This is a genomic window from Hymenobacter sp. J193 (assembly GCF_024700075.1).
Classification (GTDB): Bacteria; Bacteroidota; Bacteroidia; order Cytophagales; family Hymenobacteraceae; genus Hymenobacter.
The window spans coordinates 58,234-80,123 of sequence record NZ_JAJONE010000007.1; the positions used below are offsets into that span (position 1 = coordinate 58,234).

Annotated in this window: 21 protein-coding genes and 1 pseudogene; 11 read left to right on the forward strand and 11 right to left on the reverse strand. The window is 57.6% G+C overall.

What is annotated here, in order from left to right; all coding sequences use genetic code 11:
- Positions 1-17 precede the first annotated feature (17 nt).
- The 5 genes from LRS06_RS24880 to LRS06_RS24900 all read right to left on the reverse strand — a co-directional run bounded on the left by LRS06_RS24880 (position 18) and on the right by LRS06_RS24900 (position 5,116).
- Positions 18-362 carry a nuclear transport factor 2 family protein gene (locus tag LRS06_RS24880; RefSeq protein ID WP_257873925.1) on the reverse strand — a complete coding sequence of 115 codons (345 nt, stop codon included), beginning with the start codon at positions 360-362 and terminating at the stop codon, positions 18-20.
- Positions 363-468: 106 nt separating this feature from the next.
- Positions 469-870 carry a hypothetical protein gene (locus tag LRS06_RS24885; protein ID WP_257873926.1) on the reverse strand — a complete coding sequence of 134 codons (402 nt, stop codon included), beginning with the start codon at positions 868-870 and terminating at the stop codon, positions 469-471.
- Positions 871-1,080: 210 nt separating this feature from the next.
- A complete protein-coding gene (locus LRS06_RS24890; RefSeq protein ID WP_257873927.1) occupies positions 1,081-1,416 on the reverse strand; it encodes a Dabb family protein in 336 nt (111 codons plus the stop codon).
- A 266-nt stretch (positions 1,417-1,682) separates the two neighbouring features.
- Positions 1,683-3,977: a GH92 family glycosyl hydrolase gene (locus LRS06_RS24895; protein WP_257873928.1), complete on the reverse strand. Its 2,295-nt coding sequence runs from the start codon at positions 3,975-3,977 to the stop codon at positions 1,683-1,685.
- A 140-nt stretch (positions 3,978-4,117) separates the two neighbouring features.
- Positions 4,118-5,116, reverse strand: coding sequence for an alpha/beta fold hydrolase (locus LRS06_RS24900; protein WP_257873929.1), 999 nt, complete (start codon positions 5,114-5,116; stop codon positions 4,118-4,120).
- Positions 5,117-5,329: 213 nt separating this feature from the next.
- On the opposite strand from LRS06_RS24900, the gene LRS06_RS24905 reads away from it, so the two are divergent.
- The 4 genes from LRS06_RS24905 to LRS06_RS24920 are packed head-to-tail and all read left to right on the forward strand — an operon-like array spanning position 5,330 to position 7,695.
- Positions 5,330-6,127, forward strand: coding sequence for a hypothetical protein (locus LRS06_RS24905; RefSeq protein ID WP_257873930.1), 798 nt, complete (start codon positions 5,330-5,332; stop codon positions 6,125-6,127).
- Positions 6,079-6,315 carry a hypothetical protein gene (locus tag LRS06_RS24910; protein WP_257873931.1) on the forward strand — a complete coding sequence of 79 codons (237 nt, stop codon included), beginning with the start codon at positions 6,079-6,081 and terminating at the stop codon, positions 6,313-6,315. Before LRS06_RS24905 ends, LRS06_RS24910 begins: the two co-directional genes overlap by 49 nt.
- A gap of 40 nt (positions 6,316-6,355) precedes the next feature.
- Positions 6,356-7,000 (forward strand): histidine kinase, encoded by a 645-nt coding sequence (locus LRS06_RS24915; protein ID WP_257873932.1) that lies wholly within the window; start codon positions 6,356-6,358, stop codon positions 6,998-7,000.
- Positions 6,997-7,695 carry a LytTR family DNA-binding domain-containing protein gene (locus tag LRS06_RS24920; protein WP_257873933.1) on the forward strand — a complete coding sequence of 233 codons (699 nt, stop codon included), beginning with the start codon at positions 6,997-6,999 and terminating at the stop codon, positions 7,693-7,695. Before LRS06_RS24915 ends, LRS06_RS24920 begins: the two co-directional genes overlap by 4 nt.
- Positions 7,696-8,161: 466 nt before the next feature.
- Here the strand turns inward: LRS06_RS24920 and LRS06_RS24925 are convergent, their stop codons facing one another.
- The gene (locus LRS06_RS24925; protein WP_374679475.1) at positions 8,162-10,075 is read right to left on the reverse strand and encodes a Tn3 family transposase; all 1,914 of its coding nucleotides are present in this window, start codon (positions 10,073-10,075) and stop codon (positions 8,162-8,164) included.
- A gap of 598 nt (positions 10,076-10,673) precedes the next feature.
- Positions 10,674-11,126, reverse strand: a pseudogene (locus tag LRS06_RS25715) (DUF4158 domain-containing protein); the annotation flags it as partial.
- Between the two features lie 154 nt (positions 11,127-11,280).
- Between LRS06_RS25715 and LRS06_RS24935 the strand changes: the two are divergent.
- Together LRS06_RS24935 and LRS06_RS24940 are read left to right on the forward strand one after the other, a co-directional pair.
- The gene (locus LRS06_RS24935; RefSeq protein ID WP_374679463.1) at positions 11,281-11,883 is read left to right on the forward strand and encodes a recombinase family protein; all 603 of its coding nucleotides are present in this window, start codon (positions 11,281-11,283) and stop codon (positions 11,881-11,883) included.
- A 186-nt stretch (positions 11,884-12,069) separates the two neighbouring features.
- Positions 12,070-13,371, forward strand: a complete 1,302-nt coding sequence (locus LRS06_RS24940; protein ID WP_257873701.1) for an erythromycin esterase family protein — start codon at positions 12,070-12,072, stop codon at positions 13,369-13,371.
- Between the two features lie 228 nt (positions 13,372-13,599).
- Here the strand turns inward: LRS06_RS24940 and LRS06_RS24945 are convergent, their stop codons facing one another.
- Together LRS06_RS24945 and LRS06_RS24950 are read right to left on the reverse strand one after the other, a co-directional pair.
- The gene (locus tag LRS06_RS24945; RefSeq protein WP_257873934.1) at positions 13,600-14,202 is read right to left on the reverse strand and encodes a DUF4158 domain-containing protein; all 603 of its coding nucleotides are present in this window, start codon (positions 14,200-14,202) and stop codon (positions 13,600-13,602) included.
- A gap of 4 nt (positions 14,203-14,206) precedes the next feature.
- A complete protein-coding gene (locus tag LRS06_RS24950) occupies positions 14,207-14,761 on the reverse strand; it encodes a recombinase family protein (RefSeq protein ID WP_257873935.1) in 555 nt (184 codons plus the stop codon).
- Positions 14,762-15,185: 424 nt separating this feature from the next.
- On the opposite strand from LRS06_RS24950, the gene LRS06_RS24955 reads away from it, so the two are divergent.
- The 4 genes from LRS06_RS24955 (at position 15,186) to LRS06_RS24970 (ending at position 19,061) form a co-directional block, all read left to right on the forward strand.
- Positions 15,186-16,271, forward strand: coding sequence for an IS110 family transposase (locus LRS06_RS24955; protein WP_257873641.1), 1,086 nt, complete (start codon positions 15,186-15,188; stop codon positions 16,269-16,271).
- Positions 16,272-17,028: 757 nt separating this feature from the next.
- Positions 17,029-17,967, forward strand: coding sequence for a replication initiation protein (locus LRS06_RS24960; RefSeq protein ID WP_257873936.1), 939 nt, complete (start codon positions 17,029-17,031; stop codon positions 17,965-17,967).
- 117 nt (positions 17,968-18,084) lie between these two features.
- Complete coding sequence (locus LRS06_RS24965) at positions 18,085-18,285, forward strand: hypothetical protein (RefSeq protein WP_257873937.1); 201 nt, start codon at positions 18,085-18,087, stop codon at positions 18,283-18,285.
- Entirely contained in the window at positions 18,282-19,061 is a 780-nt protein-coding gene (locus tag LRS06_RS24970; protein ID WP_257873938.1) for a Fic family protein, read from the forward strand. The genes LRS06_RS24965 and LRS06_RS24970 overlap by 4 nt, the downstream gene beginning before the upstream one ends.
- Before the next feature lie 37 nt (positions 19,062-19,098).
- On the opposite strand, the gene LRS06_RS24975 is transcribed toward LRS06_RS24970, so the two are convergent.
- Both LRS06_RS24975 and LRS06_RS24980 read right to left on the reverse strand, forming a co-directional pair.
- Entirely contained in the window at positions 19,099-19,398 is a 300-nt protein-coding gene (locus tag LRS06_RS24975; RefSeq protein ID WP_257873939.1) for a hypothetical protein, read from the reverse strand.
- A gap of 64 nt (positions 19,399-19,462) precedes the next feature.
- Positions 19,463-20,140, reverse strand: coding sequence for an AAA family ATPase (locus tag LRS06_RS24980; protein ID WP_257873940.1), 678 nt, complete (start codon positions 20,138-20,140; stop codon positions 19,463-19,465).
- 403 nt (positions 20,141-20,543) lie between these two features.
- Between LRS06_RS24980 and LRS06_RS24985 the strand changes: the two genes are divergently transcribed.
- Positions 20,544-21,761, forward strand: a complete 1,218-nt coding sequence (locus LRS06_RS24985) for a hypothetical protein (RefSeq protein WP_257873941.1) — start codon at positions 20,544-20,546, stop codon at positions 21,759-21,761.
- Positions 21,762-21,890: the final 129 nt, after the last annotated feature.

Below are 21,890 nucleotides of genomic sequence, written 5' to 3' on the forward strand. Positions count from 1 at the left end.
GGAAGCTTCATTAACCATCAGGGTTTGATGACGAAAGCCGTTAACTCGGCCATTTTCCCGTCGCGAAAACGCCAGACGTCACAATACGCGTAGTCGGTCGCCTTCCCGCTTTCATCCGGTAGCGTAATCGTGCCGAGGGCCGTCACGAAATCAGCCTCGGCAATAAGGTGCTTGACCAGAAACACGGGCGGCTGTTCATACGCCGTGGCCATCCAGGTGCGCACCGCTTCCTTACCTCGCAGTGTTTGTTCGCCTACAAAATTCCACTGCGTGTCGTCAGTGCAGTGCGCCAGGAAACCTTCGTAGTTGCCGGCCCTAATGGCCGCATTTGCCTTTTCCAGTATCGTTTTGTTGTCTGTCATCACGGGAGAGAAGAGGATGAGAAGTAGAACATGCGCTACTGCCTTTTTATACGCCCGAGCGCGCTTTATTGCCGCAATGGCCACTAGGCGTTCTTTTGACGACCAATCATGCTACCTGCAGCTCCTCCTCGCGGTAGCAGTCCCAGAACCCATCATTGAGCCGGTACACGTTCACGCGCTGCACCCAGCCGGTTTCGGGGCTGCGCTCTTTGAGTTGCCCACGCCACACGATGGCATGCGGCTGGGCCTGGGTGGCCGGCTGCACGGGTTGGCCCAGGTCGTAGGCGAAGGTGCCCAGCTTCCGATGAACTGTCGGCGTTTCTTCCCTGAGAGCAGGTGATGCGGCGCAGGCTTCCTCGTGCCAGGCCAGCAAGTCGCCGCAGGTGGGGCACAGGGCCGCCTCCGTGCTGCTATCTTCCGGCAGATCGTTGCCGGATAAGTCGGCCTCTTGAATGGGTTGGACGTCCGCAACGATAGTAGAGGGACGCGGCTTACGGGTGGCTGCCATGGCTGGATTAGCTAAATGGATCAGCTAAAATACCGCCTGCTAACTTTTTTGGCAAATCAGTTTGCGTTCCGACTTGGAATATGCTTGTGCTTTATCCTTCTGGTATAGCTTCAACTAACTTCCATTAAAAGTCTGGTTTAAAGAGATTTGAACAACTTAATAATCCCTCTGAAGACACTGCTGACGTGGCGTCGCCAGACCGGGCTCCGATTAGCTTATTTCAGGTCCCAGGGCATCATAAATCACCACTTTCTCCCAGTAGGCCACATACTGCTGGCGAAAGGCATCGTGAATCGGGTGCTGCTGATAGAGTTCCTCTTGCTCAGCATTGTCGAACAGGCAGAGCCACGAATACGTGTAGGTGCGGTCAATCACCTCTCGATTGGTAGCGGCCGGCGTGCCGATATGCGCCATCCTGATAGATGGAATGCGGGCTAACTTCTGCAGCCCTTCCAGGAGGGTGTTTTTGTCGGCCTCACTGGCAGCAGCGGGCATGTAAAACAAGACGTGGTGCACAAAAAGAGCGGACGAGGCGGGCACATTCATACAGATCAGGACCAGTTACCAGGGAAATCGATTCCGCGCTAAGATGGGAAGATTGTCTTCATCAACCAATGAGGGCATTGAACGTCTGGCTGCATGTGGCCGGTCTCCAAGCTCGTGATGAGTATTTACAAGCACGACGGAGGCGTAGTGAAGTCGGTGCCGGCGCCGCTTGTGTTTATGGCGCGGGCGCTTCCGGCGGTCCGCTGAGGCAGCTGAGTCTGCTTCCAGAATTTGAGAGGGACGCTTTTTAGCGTAAGCGGCCCGTTTTAGAGCACCGATTTCGGTCGGTCGGCTGGTGCCACGCCCCAAGTCTTGCTGGGCTTAGGGCCCATTTCAAAGGACAGCGTACCTCCCTTGAGCAGCTCTTCGTGCGTGATGTAGGACTTGGGGTAGGCCCGGCCGTTGAGGGTAACCGCCTGGATGTATTGGTTGACGGAGCTGTTGTTTTTAGCCTCAATGGTTAGCGTTTTGCCAGCCGCCAGCTGAATGATGGCCTGACGGATAGCCGGGCTGCCAAACACGTAGGTGCCGTTGGCCGGATTCAGCGGGTAGAAGCCCAGGGTGGAGAAAACGTGCCACGCCGACATCTGCCCGACATCCTCGTTGCCGATAATGCCGTCGGGCTTAGCGGTGTAAAAGTTCTCGGTGATGAAGCGAACTTTTTCGGCCGTTATCCAGGGCTGGCCTACGTAGCTGTACAAATAGGTGATGTGGTGGCCGGGCTCGTTGCCGTGGGCGTACATACCTATCAGGCCCGAAATGTCGGGGGAAGCTTCCTTGCCCATGCTGCCTTTCACCAGAAACAGCGAATCCAGTTTCTGGCTGAACCGCTGCTCTCCGCCCAGCAGGTCAACCAGGCCCTCCACGTCCTGGGGCACCAGCCACGTGTACTGCCAGGCGTTGCCCTCCGTAAAGTCGCTTTTCTCATGCACCGACGTAAACGGATTGAACGGGACACGCCACTTGTTTTGCGCCACGCGGCCGCGCATAAAGCCCACGCGCTTGTCGAAGTAGTTCGCGTAGTTTTTGGCGCGCTTGCTGAAATAGGCGTAGTCATCGGCCTTGCCCATTTTCCTGGCCATCTGTGCAATACACCAGTCGTCGATGGCGTACTCCAGGCCTTTCGATACGCTTTCCACTTCGCTGTCGGCCGGAATGAAGCCTTGCTCTTTCACGGCTTTCAGCCCAAACTCGTCGCGCATGGCGGTGGCCTTCACGGCCTCGTAGGCCAGCCTGGCATCAAACCCCTTGAAGCCTTTCAGGTAGGCATCGGCCACGACGGGCACAGCGCTGTAGCCTACCATACAGTTGGTTTCGTTGCCCATCAGGTGCCAAACGGGGAGCTTGCCCTGCTGCTGATAGATGGCCAGCATGGAGCTAACCATGTCGTTGACCCGCTCGGGCTGGAGAAGGGTGAACAGCGGGTGCGCTGCCCGGTAGGTGTCCCAGAGGGAGAAGGTAGTCAGATTGGTAAAGCCCGGATTTTTACGCACCTGCTTGTCGGTGCCCCGGTAGTCGCCGTTGTGGTCGTTGAAGACGGAAGGCGCAATCATGGTATGGTAGAGGGCCGTGTAGAAGGTTTTCAGGCGAACTTCATCGGCCTGAATGCGCACTTTCTGCAGCTCCCGGTTCCAGGCGGCATCGGCCTGCGCCACTACGCTGTCAAAATTCCAGTGCGGAATTTCGGCCCGGATATTGGCCAGCGCCCCCGCGGTACTCACGGGGGAAATGCCCACTTTCATCCGGACTTTTTCGCCCGCCTGCGTGGCAAAAGTCACCACGCCCTTGATGCGGTTGCCGGTAGCGGCGGGCTTGGTGTTGCCCAATGTGTCCAGCACCTGCACGCTGCTGAAGCGGCGGATAGGCTTCGAGAATACTGCCGCGAAATAGAGACGCTGATCCGCAGCCCAGCCCTTGGAGTTGCGGTACCCAACGAGGGTGCTGTCGTTGAGCTGCTCGATGTGCGTGTCGGTGGCCAGGTCCCAGCCAATGCCCTGCTGCAGATCGAATACCAGGTGCGAGGCATCGGATTTGGGAAACGTGTACTGGTGGAAGCCCACCCGCTCGGTAGCTGTCAGCTCGGCCTTGATATCGTAACGTTTCAGGCGCACGGCGTAGTAGCCGGGCCGGGCCTGCTCTTCCTTGTGCGAGAACAGTGAAACCAGGCCTCGCTCAAGGCTTTTTATCCGGCCTTCGGTCACGCGCACCGGCCCGGTGGTAGGCATCACCGTCACATCGCCCAGGTCGCCAATGCCGGTCCCGCTCAGGTGGGTGTGGGAAAAGCCGACGATAGTAGAATCGGAGTAGTGGTAGCCCGAGCACCAGTCCCAGCCCTCGGTAATGTTTACCGGCCCCAGCTGCACGGCCCCAAACGGCACATTCGCCCCCAGAAATACGTGGCCGTGAAAATCGGTGCCGATATACGGGTCCACGTACTGGGTGAGGCTGTTTGTTGGGTGTTTACTGGCCGTTTCCCGGCTGCTGGCTCGAGGAGAGAAAGCGGCCATACCGCAAACCAAGGCGGCTGAGACAAGGATAAACCGACGGTTGAGGCGCTTCATAGGGGTTGCTTAAGCCAGTAAGAGAAGCGGAAAAGTAAGACGGTAGTCGTATAAAGGCAGATGATGCACACAAAAACGCGTGTTTGCAAAAGCCGCCTCTCAGAGATTCTAAAGCAACCATTGCCCCTGTCCGGAAAACCCTAATCACCTCCCGTTATGGTACTGCCCTTTATTTCCAATGTCTGTAGTATGGCTTTTTGCAATTTTTCCGGTTCATCTTTATGTATTTGATGACCAGAATTTTCAAAGACAAACAGACTCTTTCTTGGGGCTTTGATGACCTGAAAATAGTTTTGTGTAATGGTAGATGATGTTTGAATATCATTTTTGCCAACGAAGAAATAAATCGGGCACTTGACCTTCTTCAACGTCTTCGGCAAATCAATGGCCATTACTTCGTTCCACACGGGCGACCACGTCGCAGACCATTTAAGAAACCCATTTTTGAATTCGTCGCTGGTTGCGTACTTCTTGCCTTCCTTGTAAAAAAGCCACTTTCGGAGGTAGAACAAGTCTTCGTCCTTTTCGAAGGGAATAGTTACACTTGCCAACTCTTTGCTGGCCAGCGGGTCTTCTTTGAAATGAGTTCTTAGAATTTCAAGCAACTCCTGTTCGCTTGCTAATTGGCTGATAACTGGATTCACGGCGAAATAACCATGCAGCAGTTCCGGATGCTTTTCGACCATATAAAACCCCAACACGTTTCCCCAAGAGCTGCCCGCCAGGTATATTTTTTCCTGGTTTAATTCCTTGGTCAGAAACCGGATAACTTGGTACGTGTCCCGTTTCATCTGCGCAACGGACGGTTGGGTTGGCGAAGGATTCAATGCCAAGGTCTTTCCGGCATCCCGTTGGTCCCACTGGACCAGGGTAAATTTGGTTTTTAAAAGGCTGGTAAAGCTACTGGCGGCAGGCATCATCGAGCTTCCGGGCCCACCCGATAAAAACAACAGCACCGGCTTGTTGGAATCATCCGTCTTGATTTCCAGCGCCTGCTTAATTCCCTCAATATCAGGCATTAGAAGAGTGTCAATCTGGCGCGAAATAACAGTGGATAATTGTCTTTGGGTATGCTGGGCGTTACCAGCATAAACTTGAAAAAGAAGAGGCAACAGGAGTAAGAAGGAGCGCTTTTTCACGATAAAAACGGTTTGTCTGTTACAAGGATCTGCAACCACTGGGCGTTGTTGCAGGGGGCCCGCTATTGACCATTGGGCCTGAACTACACCAGCCAGCAGCAGTCACCGGCAGGCGCAGACCTCAAGATTAGCGCGCCTTCACCTGGCTGGCAAGTAAATTCATGCCAATGGCTCCAGGGACTTGCAAACAACAGGTACGCTTACCTTTAGCCCATGCCCCGGCTTCTGCTCTTTTGTCTGCTCCTGCTCACCCTGGCCTCCTGCCACTCGCAGGTGCGCTACGCGGAGGGCGCCGCCGTGTACCAGCTCGGCGACGACCCGCGCTGGGCCGCCCGGCAGTACGACGATTCCGGCTGGCGGCCCGAGCGCGGGCCTGTTGGCGGCCAGGTATGCTGGACCCGCAACTGGCTCACGCTGCACCATCGCAACCCCCACACGCCGCTGGGGTTGCAGATTGGCGCGTTCGGCGCGTTCGAAGTCTATTGGGACGGCACCCTTATCGGCCAAAACGGGCAGTTACCCGCCGGCCAGCAGGCCGAGGTCCCCGGCACGGAAACCAGCTACTACCAAGTGCCGGATTCGCTGGCTCGGCCCGGCCGGCACCTGGTTGCCCTACGCAGCACCCAAACCTACCTCCCCGGGGAGGAGCGGGGCACGCACATCCGCCTCGACAGCTACCCGCGGCTGCTCCAGGGGCCGCTCCTCATCACGTCCTTCATGAACCTCATGGCCGGGGCCTTTCTCATCGCGGCGGTATACTACCTGTTTCTGTTCCTGAACAGCCGCCGGAAAGAGCCGGCTGTTTTGGTGTTCAGCCTTATCTGTTTCCTTTTTTTGCGCTGCTGCTGCTGGAGTACGTTAAGTTCTACCTGGCCATTCCCTACCCGCAGTTCTACTTCCGGCTGGAAGCCATTGGCTGGCTCACTCTTGCTATTGCCCTGCTGGTGCCACTGTACTTCACCATGCAGTTTCGGCTTGCGCGCAAGCGCCTGCTTTCCGTACTGCTGCTAGCGGTGCTCCTGGGCATTTACGTCAGCAACTTTCGTCACTACGACCTGACGGCCCTGTACTTTAGCTACGCAATGTGGCTGGCGTCGATGGCGGTGGTTGTGGTGGCCGTTACCCGCAAGGCCCGGGGGGCGCGTGGTGCTGGCCGGGCTGCTGGCCAGCGCAGTGGTTCATTATTTTCTGTTCCATGATTTTGGTCTGTTTATCTCGTTCACACTCCTGGTGCTGTGTATGCTGTATCTGCACACCCTTCAGGTGCAGGCCATAGAAGCAGAGCGCCAGGCGGCTCAGCTACTCTCTTCGCGGCTGAAACTGGAGCTGCTAAAGAAGAACATTCAGCCCCATTTCATCAAAAACACGCTCACGTCCATGCTCGACTGGGTGGAAGAATCACCCAAAGAAGGCGCCGTGTTCATCCAGGCCCTGGCCCGGGAGTTCGACATTCTCAACGACATTGCCGAGGCCACGCTTATCCCCGTGAGCCAGGAAATAGCGCTCTGCCGCCACCATTTGCAGGTGATGGAGTTCCGCAAGGAAATTCGCTACGAGCTCGAAACCTTCGGCATTGACCTAGGCGACCTCATTCCGCCGGCCATTTTCCACACCGTGCTCGAAAACGGTATTACCCACAGCCTGCCCCCGGCCGATGGCTGCATACGGTTTCAGCTCCGATTTGAGCGCACCGGCCGCACCAAGCACTACACCCTGCTCACCTGCGCCCACAACCGGCCCGAGGCCCCTAACGGCCCGCCTAGCACCGGCTTCCACTACATCGAAGCCCGCCTCCGGGAAAGCTTCGGCAGCCAGTGGGCATTCTCGTCGCACGCCGTACCGGAAGGCTGGCTTACCTCCATCACCATTGGTCCCTTGGTATGAATATTCTCCTAGTGGAAGACGAAGCCCGCATCGCCCGGCGGCTGGAGCGCATGACCCGCGCCTTCTTCGGCCCTCAACTTGCGAGTCTCACCGTTTGCGAATCGCTGCCCATGGCCCTGCGCGCACTCCACACCGCTGCGCCCGACCTGCTTTTGCTTGACCTGAACCTGAACGGCCAGGACGGCTTCGACCTGCTGAAAAGTGTCGCGGCCGGCGCCTTCCACACCATCATCATTTCGGCGTACACGGAAAAAGCCATTACCGCCTTCGCCCACGGCGTGCTCGATTTCGTGCCCAAGCCCTTCACCGAAGAGCGGCTGACCCAGGCCTTTGCCCGCCTGACCATACCCACCGCCAAGCCCGAGAATGCCCTGCAGTTTCTGACCGTGAAGAAGCAGGGTAGCCTGGTATTGATTGAGGTGAAAGAGCTTCGCTACATCAAAGGCGCGGGCATTTACTCCGAACTGCATCTGCTAAACGGCCGAAAAGGGTTGCACGACAAGTCCCTCAATAAGCTGACACAATTGCTGCCCGCTTCCTTCGAGCGCATTCACAAGTCCTACATCGCCTGCCTCACACAAGCCGAAAAAATCATCGTGCAGGAAGGCAGCCGCTACCAGCTGCTCCTCAAAAGCGGCCAGCTACTGCCTATCGGCCGCTCCCGGTACAAGGAACTACGCAGCAAAATAAACTGACCTGGACACTTCGATCAGGAAAGTCCCTAAAGCAATCTAAATACCCAGGTAGTAAAGCAGGAGCAGGCTAGGATAAACGGGCCAAACTGGCTCCAGGAGTAAGCGCTGAGCATTGGCTGGCAACAAGTGTGGCCCCCATAGGTCGGCTAACCCGGGTGGAAACAAGCCAAACCAGCGTTTGACGCTGCAAACCTATCGGGACCTAAAACCCGATTGATAGAAAGTTGACGAACGGTTGAAAATGGGTGGTAGGGTGCAGAAGCCGCACACGAACGACACACCTTTAGCAAGCCAATGGTCCCCCTTCTTTCTTTGCTAGCTGCCCGGGTTTGCCTATCTGGGGTGTTATTAAACAAATAGAGCAAAACCTCCGACTCAGAGAAGCAGCTGCCCTGTTTGCGAGCTTAACATATTGTTATGCAACAAAATACATGGGGTTCTTTTAGTAAGTGGACATAATCCTACGCTAAGCGCCGGTTCTTAATGGCCGTAGTCCGGCCAGGAGCCCGGTTTCGTCGGGCAGGAACGAGTAGCGCCCGAGGCGATTGATGTGCCGGTAGCGCGCCGGCGAGAGGAAACGCAGGTCTTCGGCAGCGACTGCTTCCCCTTCACGCCTCAGCTGGGCGACCACTTCCTGCATATACCGGGTATTCCAGACCACGACCAGGTTGGTGAGCAGGTTCAGGCAGCGCACGGTTTCCTGCTGCTGCTCGTCCTGCTGGCGGCGCAGGGCCCCGTCGCCGCCGAACCAGAGCCAGCTGCGCAGCGCGTGCAGCTGCTCGCCTTTGTTGAGCTGGGCGTGGATGCGGCGGCGCAGCGGCTGGCTTTGCAGGTAGCGCAGGATGAAGTTGGTTTTCAGCAGCCGGCCGTATTCCTGCAGCAGTGTGGTGAGCTGGTGCTGCCGGGGGTAGGCCTGCAGCTTGCTGATGAGCAGCGAGGAGGTGACGTAGCCCAACTTCAACGAGGCGGCCACGCGTAGCAGCTCGTCCCAGTGGCGGCGCACGAATTCGGGGTGGAAGCGGGCCGTGAATTTTAGGGAGGGGTAGACCAGGTCGCGGCCCTGGATTTTGCACAGGCGCTGGTCCTTCAAATCGCGCAGCCGGGGCGAGAAGCGCAGGCCCAGCAAATCGAACAGGGCAAAGACCAGGTCGGTGTAGCCGTGCGTGTCGGTGGTGTGCTCGAGCAGGGGCAGCTCCGTTTCGTTGCCCAGCACCTCGTCGAGCACGTAGGTGGCGTCGCGGACGGTGGAGGCAATCGCCCGGCTGCCGAACTGCGAATACTGGTCGGCCGTGTGGGTGTAAAAGGTGAGCCCCTGGCCGTAGCCGTAGTAGCGCGGCAGCGCCCGGGCGGCGCGCACGTGGCCGCGCACGGGAAAGCGCTGCCCATCGGACGAGGAAAGCGTTCCACCGCCCCAGGCCGCGGCCAATGGCTGGCGGTACTGGTAATTGACCAGGCACGTGGTGGCCTGCTTGAGCGCGTCTTCGCGCAGGTAGTTGCTGGCCACCCACCACAGGGCCTGGTAGTCCAGGGCGGTGCTGCGGGCCATGTCCGTGAGCGGGATGTTGCACGCGGCGGCCAGCAGCGCGGCGTAGAGCAGCGCCCGCTGCGCCGCCACCGGCTCGGGGCCCAGGAGTACGCGGGAGAAGCCGGTCCAGGCATCCACTTCGCCCAGCAGCTCGCTCAGTTCCACCAGCGGCAGGCGCTGGCCGACCTGCGCGGCCAATTCCTGGGCGGAGACCGGCACCTCGGCCGCGGCGAGCGGGGTCACCACCAATTCGCCTTGCGCGTTGAGGCGGATGTCGCCGCCTTCCCGTAGAATCTGCTCCATGCGCGGCAGGTGCCCTTCCAACTCGTGCAGGTGGTCGTCCAATTGCTGCACTGGGACGGCGGGCAAGCCCAGCTGGGCGCAGGCGTCGGCCCGCAGCGCGGGCCATTGGTTGAGCGGAATGAGGTAGCTGTCCAGGCTGGCGTGTTTGCGGGAGTGGCGCACGTACACGTCCCCCGAGCGCAACCGCTCGCGCAGGGTGGCCAGCACGCTCAGGGCGTAGGCCGGCACCGAAAGCGGCCCACCCGTCGCGCCCACAAACGCCTGCCAGGCCGGTGCCATAAACGCCCGGGGCGGCTGGGGCGGCAACTGGCGGCGGGTGCCGGTCAGCAAGTCGCGCACCACCAGCAGGGCGGCGAAGAAGTCGTCGCCGGTGAAGGCGTTCTCCCAGTCCAGGTCGGCCAGCAGCGGGGCCGAAAAGCGCTTGATGGCCGCGTAATGGGCTTCGAGAAACTCCAGGTAGGAGCGCTTGGCGGGCTGCGTCAGGGCCTGGGCGGTGGCCAGGGCCTGCTGCAGTTCGGCCCGGGGGACGCGGGCGTAAATCTGCGCCCGCAGGTCTTCCCCCGGGCACGTGCGCTTCGTCGAGCAGCAGGCCCACGGCGTGGCCCAGCGTGGCCAGCACCTGGTCTTTGGCGCGGGCCGTGGCGCGCTGGTACTCCTCCATTTCCCGGCGCGCCCGCGCCAGGGCCGTTTCCCAGTATTCGTCCGCCATCTTCAGCACCAGGTCGGTGAGTTCGAGCAGCATCTCGCGGCCAAAAGCCAGCAGCAGCGGGTAGCGCTTGGCCGGGGCCAGGCGCTGCAGCGCCTGGTTGCTGCGGTGGCGGGCCAGGCCCGCCAACCGCTTTTGCCGGTTCGGGTGCAGGGCCGCCAGGTTCCACTCGCCCGCCCCCAGCGCCCGCAAAAAGCGCAGCTTGTCCAGCGTGGCGCGGATGGTGGCCGGCGTGCTGCGGGTGGGCGGCTGCAGGAGCCAGCCGTGGCGGGTGCGCCGCTCCGGGTCCTCCACCACGAGCAGGGCATCGAGCTGCGCCTCCACGGTGGGCGTGAGCACCGGGGCCAGCCGACGGTACGTTTCCGTGTGCGCTTGCTCCACGAGCGAGCCAATCAGGCGCTCCAGCTCCACTACGGACGGGCGCACCAACTGCTGCTGGCGCAGTCGTTGGCAGGCCAGTTCCAGCAGCACCCGCTCCTGGTCGTGCGCAAGCGCCTGCTCCAGCAGCCACGCTTCCAGCACCGGCGTATCGAGCAGTGGCTGCCAGCGCCGCCAGCCCAGGTGCCCGAGTACCTGTTGAAAGTGTTCGTACACGGTGGCCTCGCGCTGGCCGTAGGCGGAAAATACGCCGGCATCCACAGCCAGTTGTACCGCCACAAAGTCGAGTAGGACGGCGGGCACCTGCGTCCACCAGCGCTCGGGCAAGTGGGCGAACACGCGCAGCACGACCAACTGCACGGCGCACCCGAGCCGGTTGACGTCCCGGCGTTGCCCGCGTAGCAGGTGCTGGTCGGCCTCCGACAGCTGGCCGTGCTGGCGCAACGCGCCTTCCGGCACGGAGGAGGGCAACTGCTGGTAGCGGAGGCGCTCGGCCTCGGAGAGAAAGGTAGCGGGCATGGGGCGGCAAAAAGGTGTCTCGCGAAACGGCCGTTTTAGCGGCCCACCCGCTTCGGCTTTCTGACGAGTCGAAAAGCTACCAAAGATTGTCTCATTTCCTGTTCTCACCAATCAACGGCTCGCTATCTTCGCCCCCATTGACTTCTTGAGAATAATGGCGATGATTTTCGGCTATGCCCGCGTGAGTACCTCCGACCAGCACCTACACCTGCAGACCGATGCCTTGCAGGCCTACGGCTGCGTGGAGGTGGCCCAGGAGAAAGTGTCCTCGGTGAAAGAACGCCCGGCCCTGCAGCACCTGCTGACCCGGCTGCGGCCCGGCGATACGCTCGTGGTCTGGAAACTCGACCGGCTGGGCCGCTCGCTCAAGGACCTGGTCGCGTTGGTGACCGGGTTTCAGGACCAGGGGGTGCACTTCGTCAGCCTGCAGGACCACCTGGACACGACCACGGCCCAGGGCCGGCTCATGTTTAACCTGTTTGCCTCGCTGGCCGAGTTTGAGCGCGACATCATCCGCGAACGAACCAAGGCGGGACTGACGGCGGCCCGCGCCCGCGGCCGGCAGGGCGGCCGGCCCAAGGGGCTGTCGAAGGAGGCCCTCTCCAAAGCCCAGGCGGCGAAGACCCTCTACCTGCAGCAGGACAAGACCGTAGCCGAAATCGGCCAGCTCCTCGGCGTGGGCCGCGCCACCATTTACCGTTACCTCGCCCACTTGGGGGTCCCCACGGGGCAGTTACCACCCGTGTCTGGCAATTAATTGCTTCCCCTGGCTCATGGAAGGTGCCGAGGTGCAACTAGCCAGCTGCGCGAGGTATCTGATTCTCTAGAAACTCACTTTTTCCTTATGCTACCGCTTCGTTACCTGCCACTCATTACCCTACTCGGGTTGTTTAGTCTGCCAGGAAAGGCGCAATCGCGGGTCAAAAAGTATGTGCAAGCGCACGTGGCCCCTATTGTTTCCATTCAGCCCGACTACAACGACAACGCGGATTTAGCCGTGGTAGGACAGGCCATCGGCGAGGCCCGCATTGTGATGCTGGGGGAGCAGGACCATGGAGATGGCGCGACCTTCTTGGCCAAAAGTCGGCTGGTGCGCTACCTGCATGAGCAGAAGGCCTTCACGGTACTCGCCTTTGAGGGCGACCTGTTTGCGCTAAATCACGGCTGGGAGCAGGTAGCCACGGCGGCTGACCGGCAGGCAGCCTTTTTGCACACCACTATTCACCCCTACTGGGCTGGCTGCCAGCAATGTGACCATTTGTTGTACGAGTACGTGCCCCATACTACGCGCAGCGCACGTCCCCTGCGTATCACCGGCTTTGACAATCAACTCTACTCGGACTACAGTCGACAACAGTTTCCAACTTATTTCCACACTTACTTAGTGCACCACCGCTTGCCCTTTCTGCAGACCACCACTTACCGGCATTTCTTTCGGCCCTTTTTAGACACGCTGCTGGTGTCCAGCAATTTCATCACCGGGAAGCTGGATTTGGATAATCCAGATAAGGCACGGGCTATTAAGGCTATTAAGGATAAAAGAGGCAAATTAAGGCGTTTTGAAACGTGTCTGGATACCCTCACGGCGCAATTGCCAGTGACCGACGGCACGCCCGCCGAAGCGTTTAACCGGCTGCTCCTGCGCAATCTTTATGCCCTTGCGCAGGAAAGCGCGGTGTACACGGAGGACCGCACGGCCACCTACAATGTGCGCGATGCCCAGATGGCCGCGAACCTAGACTGGTTAGCCAATACGCAGTTCAAGAACGAAAAAATCATCGTGTGGGCCGCCAGTGCCCACCTAGTGAAAGGCCGGGGGAGCGACTACTTGGTGCAGTCTCGGTTCACCCCCGCTGAGCAAGCGCAACTGCGCGCCGATAACGAGGCGTTGCATCCCATGGGACAGGTATTCATGGACCTCCCGCACAATCGTCAGCAAACGTATATCGTCGGCTTTATCTCTCGTATGGGCAGCAGCCAGCGCACGGTTGCCGCAACGGCTACTGCGCTAAGCCCACCTGTTAAAAACAGTTTGGAAAGCTGGCTACCTGCTAACCTGGCCTATGGCTTCCTGGATTTCCAACCGTTACGGGCGCAACTCGTGGGCCAACCGCCCGAGTATTTTGCCATGCAAGGCATCCGGCACCAAACGCAGTATGCGAATTGGCCCAATTTCTTCGATGGTATTTTCTACGTGCAGACAATGACCCCCTGCACTAAAACAAATTTTACGCCCAGTAAATGAATGCCAACTGCTGAGCTTACCTGGCTTAGCGTAGAATTATGTCCACTTGCTAAAAGAACCCCTACATGGAATAACGGCGTGAACGATAGCGTAAACGTTCGTTTTCGCTAGCTTCTTTCGATGGCTTTAAGGGACGTGTAAAACTATCGTCCCTCGCTATTTTTACGGCGCATTTGTGCCTTATAAGCAGCATTGGGGCTGCTCCACTTCCGAATCGGAGGTTTTGCCCTAATTGTTTAACAACACCCTAAACAAGGTATCCAGCTGCTGGCGCACGGCGGGTGTGAGCAACGCGGCCAACTGCGTGGTCAACTGCTGCTCGACCGTGCGGAAGGCCTCGGTCACGACGCCGGCCAGCGCAGCGTATGTAGGCACTTCCCAGCGGCGGGCCCGCAGCGTATCCACGGCCGAGCGAAATACGGCCACGGGGTTCATCTGCTGGCGTGCGAAGTGGGTCACCTGCGCGCGCACGGCGGCTTCGACCTGTTCGAAGGGGGCCACGCCGAACTGCTGCAGAATCAACTGGCGGTGGTGAAAGCGGGTGGCCTTGTCGTAGCGCGCCCACTCGACCGCGCCTAGGCGGTAGCGCTGCTGCACGTACGCGCCGTCGGCGGCCCGAAACCGGTCGGTGGAGAAGAAGCGGCCGGTGGCCTGAAAATAGCTCACCTGCAGCACGAAACCGCCCCGGCTGTGGGACGTCACCAGGCTGCCGAGCACCTGGGCGGCCCAGTCGGGCACACTGCAGTAGAGCTTGCGCTGGGCCGCGGTCCACTTGGGCGGGTGGTCGAACGCCCGCCGCTGGGCGTCGTCGAGTAGCGGGAGGTAGCGCACGGACTTACGGGGCCAGCTGGCGCCGGTAGCGCTTGACGCTCGACTCACTGACGCCCGTGGCGGCCACAGTTTGGTGCACCGACATGCCGGCGGCCAGGCAGGCCTGCACCTTGGCCAGCTTCGTGGCGTCCACTCCCGCGCGGCGGCCCAGGTGCTTGCCCTGCGCCTTGGCCAGGGCGATGCCCGCCGTGGCCCGCTCGCGGATGCTCTCGCGGTCGTACTCGGCCAGCGCGGCGAAAATGCCCAGCACCAGCCGTCCGGCCGGTGTGGCCGTGTCGATGCCCAGGTCCAAGGCGACGAAGCGCACCTGGCGCTCGTGCAGGTCGGCCACGACCTGCATGATGTGGGCGCTGTTGCGGCCCAGCCGGTTGAGCCGGGCCACGGTCACCGTGTCGCCGGCGCGCAAGGTGGCCAGCAACTCGGTGAGCACCGGGCGCTGCGTGGTGGTGCCGCTGATTTTTTCCTGAAACAGGCGGTCGACGCCGGCGGCCTTGAGTTGGTCGAGCTGAGTGTCGAGGTGTTGGTCTCTGGCCGAGACGCGGGCATAGCCGAAATGCATACAAACGGGTCAACAAGGTGGGGCCACGAAGGTAAGCAGGTGAACCCACTTTCTGGCCCCAGCTTGGCCTATCCCGCAGTCCTCAATTTGTGGGGGCCGGCAAGGTGTACCTTTCTCGCCCCCACCTAAACGGCGCAGCGGGCGTAGACACACCTATCGAGTGGCCGCTCGTTTAACTTCGTATGATTGCGATGCCTTTCGGTGAAGGGCAGCTGGCGCAGGAAGCAGGGTCACCACGTTTAACCAAACGCGCGGCTGCGGCCTTGACGTTGCTACAAAGAAAGCGTGCCCTGCTTCCGTTTTGCCTGAAGACTGCACAGTATGGAGGGAACCTAAGCCGCGTGCGGGTATCCCGTATTTGTACGAGACAAGTTGTGGCAAAACCCTGGCCGGCTGATGGTTTAATCTGCTTACTGCTTGCCCAATGCCCTCCGCAAAACCCCTGATTCCCCCGCTCAAGTACGTTGTCGGAATCGACATTGCCAAGAGCTCCTTTGTCGCCTGCTTTGGCCAGGTGGACGGCCACCAGCAGTTGCTCTTTGGCAAGGAAACTACCTTTGAAAACACGCTGGGCGGCTTTGCCAGCCTGCTCAGCTGGGTGGCCCGGCAGCAAGCGGTTGCCGTTCCGCTGTGGTTTGTGGTCGAAGCCACCGGCGTCTACTACGAGGAGCTAGCGTACTTTTTAGCCGATCAGCAGCAGCTACTCAGCGTGCTGTTGCCCAATAAGGTGAAGCATTTTGCCCGCAGCACGGAACTCAAAAGCAAGACCGACCAGCTGGACGCGCGCTTGCTCTGCCGGTTGGGTCTGGAGCGGGCGCTGCCTGCCTGGCAGCCGCCCACGCCGGCGCTGCGGCAGCTGCGGGCCCTGGCCCGCGAGCGGCAGGTGCTGACCAAGCAAGGGGCGCAGCTCAAAGCCCGCGTACATGCTTACCAGCATAGCTACCAGCCCGATAGCCGAACATTGGCACGCCTGGCGGCCCAGCAGCAACTTATCCTGCAGCAGTTGGCAGCGCTGGACCAGGACCTGACGGAACTGCTGGCGGCCGAGCCGGAGCTGGCGCGCAAGTTGACGCAGTTGACGAGCATTCCCGGCATTGGGCTGACGACAGCCATCATCGTGGTAGCCGAAACCAGCGGCTTTGCCCTGGTCGAGAATGAGCGTCAACTCGCTTCCTATGCCGGCCTGGACGTGGTGCAGCGGCAAAGCGGCCTCTCGGCGCATGCCACCCGCATTTCCAAGCGCGGCAACACGCGCCTGCGCACGGCGCTCTATTTGCCCGCGCTCAGCAGCCTGCGCCATAACCCGCGGCAAATCGCCTTTTATGCCCGTTTGCGTACGCGTCACCCCAGCGGCAAGCCGGGCGTCATTGCTGTCATGCGCAAACTGCTCGTGCTCTGCTACTCGCTCTGGAAAAACGATCAAGCGTATAATCCCGACTATCCCACGGCCCACCAGAGCAGACATGAAATAGCCCCGGCCACAGAAGTGAGCCGAGGCTACACAGGATGAACGCGCACGCCCTCCTTGAGGAAGTCGAAGATAAATAAATGCGGCCTAGCCCTTGCTTGCCATCACAGTATCTTTACGGCAAACTTTTAACCAAGGCCGATAATGTTAGCCATACTGAAAAACGACTTTTTATCAGTTAAGTGGTCAGTTATTACTGACTGCATGTCGTGAAGCCAAGGCAATCAGCTAGAAGGCACTTGAGTGCGAGCTAGTAGGTAGCATTGACTGATAAAAAGTCGTAATAAGCTTTGGACGTATTTGCGAAGGTTAGTGTAGTAAATTCGTAGGTTGATATGCCGGGTCTATTTCTGAGAAGTAGTTATTTAGAACGGGGAAACGCTAGGTAATAAAAGCACAATAAAGTATTAAAAAAGTGCAATCACATAATGCGGTTTTGAGCTTTTTTGTGCTTTCTGTTTTGTTGCTTTTTCTCCCTTGTTGTGTCGTATATACCACACCTTAAAAGCTATCCTTTTGCTCTTGCGCGCGAATCATCAACTTGTGTATTTTTAGTTATTTGTCTATTTGCAGGGCTCATAACCTATTGATTATATACTAGTTACCGCACTATTAAACGACTTTTTATCAGTTTAAAACGACTTTTTATCAGTGAACTACGACTTTTTATCAGTTTAAAACGACTTTTTATCAGTCATATCTAAATCAAACTACTACCTTTTATCAGTTAAAAACGCCCTATAAAAACAACTGTAGTTTTTCGTATATTTTCTATATTTGTCCCCTATTCCACCTCGCTATGGAGCCTTCTGAATCACTGGAAGTCAGGCAACACAATGCCATTACGACAGCTCGCTACGACTACACTGCTTGCCAGCTAGACCTGCTGTTCTTCCTGCTCTCCAAACTTCGCCGTGAAGACTTACCGAACCAGGAATACCAGATTCACATGAATGAAGTGGTGGCCATGACGGGGCGGGAATGGCACTATAAGCAACTTCGGGAAGCTACTGAATCCATGGGCTCTCGGATGTTCGAGGTAGAGAATGATCAGTCGTACGTACAGCTCTGGATGTTTCAGAAGGTAGAGTACGTCAAAGGTCAGGGGTTCCTGCGTATTCGCCTTTCGGAAGATATCCGGCCCTATTTGTTTGAGTTGAAAAACAACTTCACTTCCTACCAGCTCTTTTCCGCCCTAAAGATATCCAGCAAGTATGCCAAACGCATCTACCAGCTGGCTTCGCAGTGGAAGGACATTGGGGAGACGAAAACCTACGATCTGGAGGAGTTTAAGCTTATGCTTAAGCTCAAGGATCCGAAGGGTAAAGAGCCCGAGCAGTTTCAGCGCATCAGTGACCTGAAGGCCAAAGTGCTGGACATTGCTGTGCGTCAGATAAACGAAAATACTGAGCTAAAAATTGGATACACCTTGCTCAAGCAAGGCCGCTCTTTTCACGCCGTACGCTTCTACGTTACCAAGCAGCAGCCAAAGCAACTGCCGATTCCTTTTGATGAATCTCCTGAACAAGCAAAGATCTTGATGGCCCGCCGCCATCTGGAATCGCTGGGCATCAAAGACGCCAAGCTTATAGCACAGATCATCGGCGACGAGAATCTCGTAAATGAGCTATTCAAATTCATGTATCGTCTGAAGACGGATAAAATCAAGGCGGACAAGAACCCGGCCGGCTTGCTGCTTACTGTCTTGGGGCTAAAGTCATCCGCTAAAACCAGTTAAGCCTACTGCTTCTCCCCTCCCCCCACCATGACACCGCACAGCCAAGAAGCCTACCGCGCACTCCGGGCCTACCTGACGCACTTACTTACCAATCCCCAGGACAAAGCCTTGGACGATGTGCCGACGCCGCTACGGGCCAGCGTAGAAGCCTTTATGCAGGGCAAGACAGTGTACCATGATGCGGCTGACCGCCCTGTCATCTACGCGCACGATCTGGCCGCCTGGGCACATCAAGTGATTCACGTGTCGGGCTTGGAATACCCGGTGTCGCTGGCCACCGTTGACTTGGACACTCTGCGCCAAGCGATAGCGGCATGAGTTGGGAGGAGATTGAACGACTTACGGCTTTAGTACAGCAACTGAGTCCCAAAGAGCAATTGACGCGAGAGCAGTTGAACCACGTGCTGGTCTCAGCTCATTCGACGATGATTGAAGGCTCCCGGGTAACTGTGCAATCCGCCTTTGATTTCCTGGTAGGCGATGAGGCAAAAGTCGATAAAAGTCTTCCTTGGGACGGCTACGACATGCTGGCGGACCACGCGCAGGCACTGGACTTGGCTTTGCGCCTGGCAAATGAGCAGCGCCTGCCCACACCTGACCTATTGCAGGAACTGGCGGGCGCCGTCATGCGCACAACCGGGCTACAGACCCATAGCATCTTGGGGAGCACCGATGCCAGCCGCGGCGACTTTCGTTTGGACAAAGTCTCTATCATGGGAGCGAGTTCATTTCCCAATGCCCAGAAAGTACCTGACTTAGTTGGACAGCTTACTCGGCAACTCAGCGCACGTATGCTGAAGGCATCTACCCTGCAGGAGCAACTACACATAGCTTTCGACGCTCATCAGCAGCTGGTCAGCATCCACCCATTTAATGATGGCAACGGCCGCACCTCTCGCCTACTGATGAACTACGTGCAGCGCTACTATGGTCAACCACTCACCGTGGTCTTCCGGGAGGATAAGGCTGACTACTTTGCAGCTTTGGAAATTAGTAGGCAAACGGAGAACCTGACAGTGTTCAGGGAATTCATGCTTGAGCAGCATGGTAAATCCCTGAAACAGCATTTAATACCGCCCAATACCGCAACTTAATTTACAACTATATCTGCAACTTATACCGCAAGTTATTTTAGTTCTGCTTCTTATTCTCTTTGGCAATCTTCTCCTTCACAGCTGCTACAACGAAATCGTGAATGGAAATCCGGTCGCGCTTAGGTAAGCTATCTTGAATAGCGCGGATCTGAGCTAATTCGCTTTCGTAAATTTTGAAGGTAAAAGACTTGAGCTTATCCTCTTCAGGGGTTGTTTTAGCAGGGGCAGATACTGACGTTTCGAGCACAGAGCCACCCTTGCTGATCATCTCCTGCATGGCGGCATTGGTGAGTCTAGTAGGTGAAGTAGGAGGGAGGCCAAGCTTTGGTTTTTTCATGATAGTAGGTTCCTAAAAGAGTTGTCTTACAGGTTCTAAATTTGCAAGTAGATTTAGTTGTAAATCAGATTGTGATTTTAGTTGCATCTGTAGAAGTACCCATAGCAGCTTGCACACTGGCACACAGCTCCCTTATCTCGGAAGTAGCTTTATCATCTGCTGGCTTCATTTCCAAAACTCCCAATCCAGAGGCGGCGGCGTTAGCAAAGGATATACGATTACCCACAGCCGTTTCCAGAAACTGTAGGTACTCTGAGTCACGCAGTAGCTCTGCGGCTTCTTCCCGGTAGGTACCGCGTGGATCTGCCTTATTAATAAACGTCAGCGAGCGAAGGCCAGCATTGAAAGGGGCTACTTCAGCAATCAAGTTCTCCACTTTGCGCAACGTCCAGATGTCGAGCGAGCGAGGAGCGAAGGGCACTAGGTACACATGGGAGATGGTTAGTGCGGATCGTTGGCTTACCGTATCACGACCACCAGTATCGATAACGATGTCATCACATTTAGTAGCCAGACGCTGTACCTGGGCGTTGAGCTCCCGGCCTGTTACCTTGACTGTCGTATATCCTAAGTCTCCGTTAAGTGTCTGATGGCGGAACGACGTGAAGTCTGTCGATGATTCTTGGTCATCTGCATCAATGAGTATGACGTCTCTACCCTGCTGAAGTAAGTAGACTGTTAGATTCGTTGCTATAGTAGTCTTACCACTACCTCCTTTGATGCCCCCTACCGTGTAGATCATGTTGCTATGGTTGAACTAGTACCGGTTGTTATTTTAGTTGTAAATCTAGTTGTGATTTAAGTTTTAACAATGAAATCATTGGCTATCTTGATCTAAGTATGTCTTTAGCCACTACAATCCACAGGTTAAATGGCATATAATAAACTACATACAAGGATACAACCAAGCTATTTTTTTCTACTCTTTCACTGGCCTTAAACGGTTTCAGTAGTATACTTGATGAAAAAGTATGATTCAGCCAAGTGACTTCATAAATAGAGTTCGTTTGAACATGGCTTCCAATGGCTACTACTTCATGGTATTTACAGGCGGTGTATTTGCTTTTGCTGACGGTTATATGCCGCATTCCTAGTCTACATCGGGCCAGCGCTTTATCGTCCGACTTTCCCTCGCTTTCCCTGGTATGAGACCACCCCAATGGCTGCTGTATGGCCTACTGAGTAGCTGCTTTGCTTGTCAGCAACAGGCGAAAGAGGCTCCAGCCGCGGCAGAGCAGGACCTAGCCCCGCAGCCTGCAGTAGCCAACGCGTCGGTGGCCGCCACGCCGGTAGTCGAGGCATACTTCTCCTGGCATCAGGCCAGCCGGTATATTCTGGATCTAGCCTTTGCGCCCCGCACCTCGGAACTGGCACTGGTGCTGCAGTACCAGCGCCAGCCGGCCAATCACGACGGGCCACCTCCGCCTCCCTTGCCGGCCAACGACCGTAGTGAGGATCCAACCATTAGCCTGCTGGGCACCGATACGCGGCAGCTTACCCAGGTTGACTACGGCTGGACACCGGCCTTTTCGCCCGATGGGCGGATGTTGGCCTATAGCTACCAACTGCGGCCGATGCCCAACCTTCGCGCGCTGGCCTCCACCTTTACCGGTAATCCCATCCGGCTGTACGACCGCACCACGCGGCACATCACCACGGTAGCTCGCCCAGCACGGACGTTTTTGATCGAGCCGCAGTTCACGGGCCCGCAGGAATTGGTGTACCAAATTGGCGATACGACCAATGGCAGCTACGCAGGTGGCGTGGGGCTGCTGCAACTGAATCTGCGTACGCGACGCACCGATACGCTGTACGCGGTCCAGCGCAGCCATGGGCACTACCATTTACTAGGGGGCGTCTGGCCAGGCTCGGGGCAGCTGTACTACTCGGTAGCCGTACCTCAGGATCATTCTCTGTGGATGGCCAATACCTACGAACACCACCTGTATACCCCGCGGGGCATAGCACAAAGCTTCGGGCTCAGCAGCGAGGCGTATGTTGACGAGCTGATCGGTCTGCGGCCTTCGGGGGAAGCGGTGCTCGTGGGCCTGGGCCAGGACCCGGACGATACCCGCTACTACCTGAGCTATTGGCGCAAGGGGAGGGGCCAGCGGGAGCGGGCCTTGCCGAGCCCGTTTTCGAAGGCGGTGCTCAGCCCCGACGGGCAATACCTGTTTTACCTGACGGAGGAAGGGCAGGCCTTTGTGCTCAATACCGACACGTTTCAACAGACGCCGCTAACCATCGGCGATGGGGAGGTTCAAACGGTGCAGTGGTCCGCCGATTCGCGCCGCTTGGCGCTGATACAGCCCCATGATACGCGGACCGCTACCGACGTGCTGCACCTGTACCGGCTGCGCTGACAAGCGTTGCGCACTATCTTTCCTGGCTTAGTCCCAATGTGATCTGGAAGTCATTTAATGGCATACACCGAATAGCATTTTGGGGGCCGTTTGGAAGCGTAAGCAGGAAGGCGCGTTCGCGGAATTATT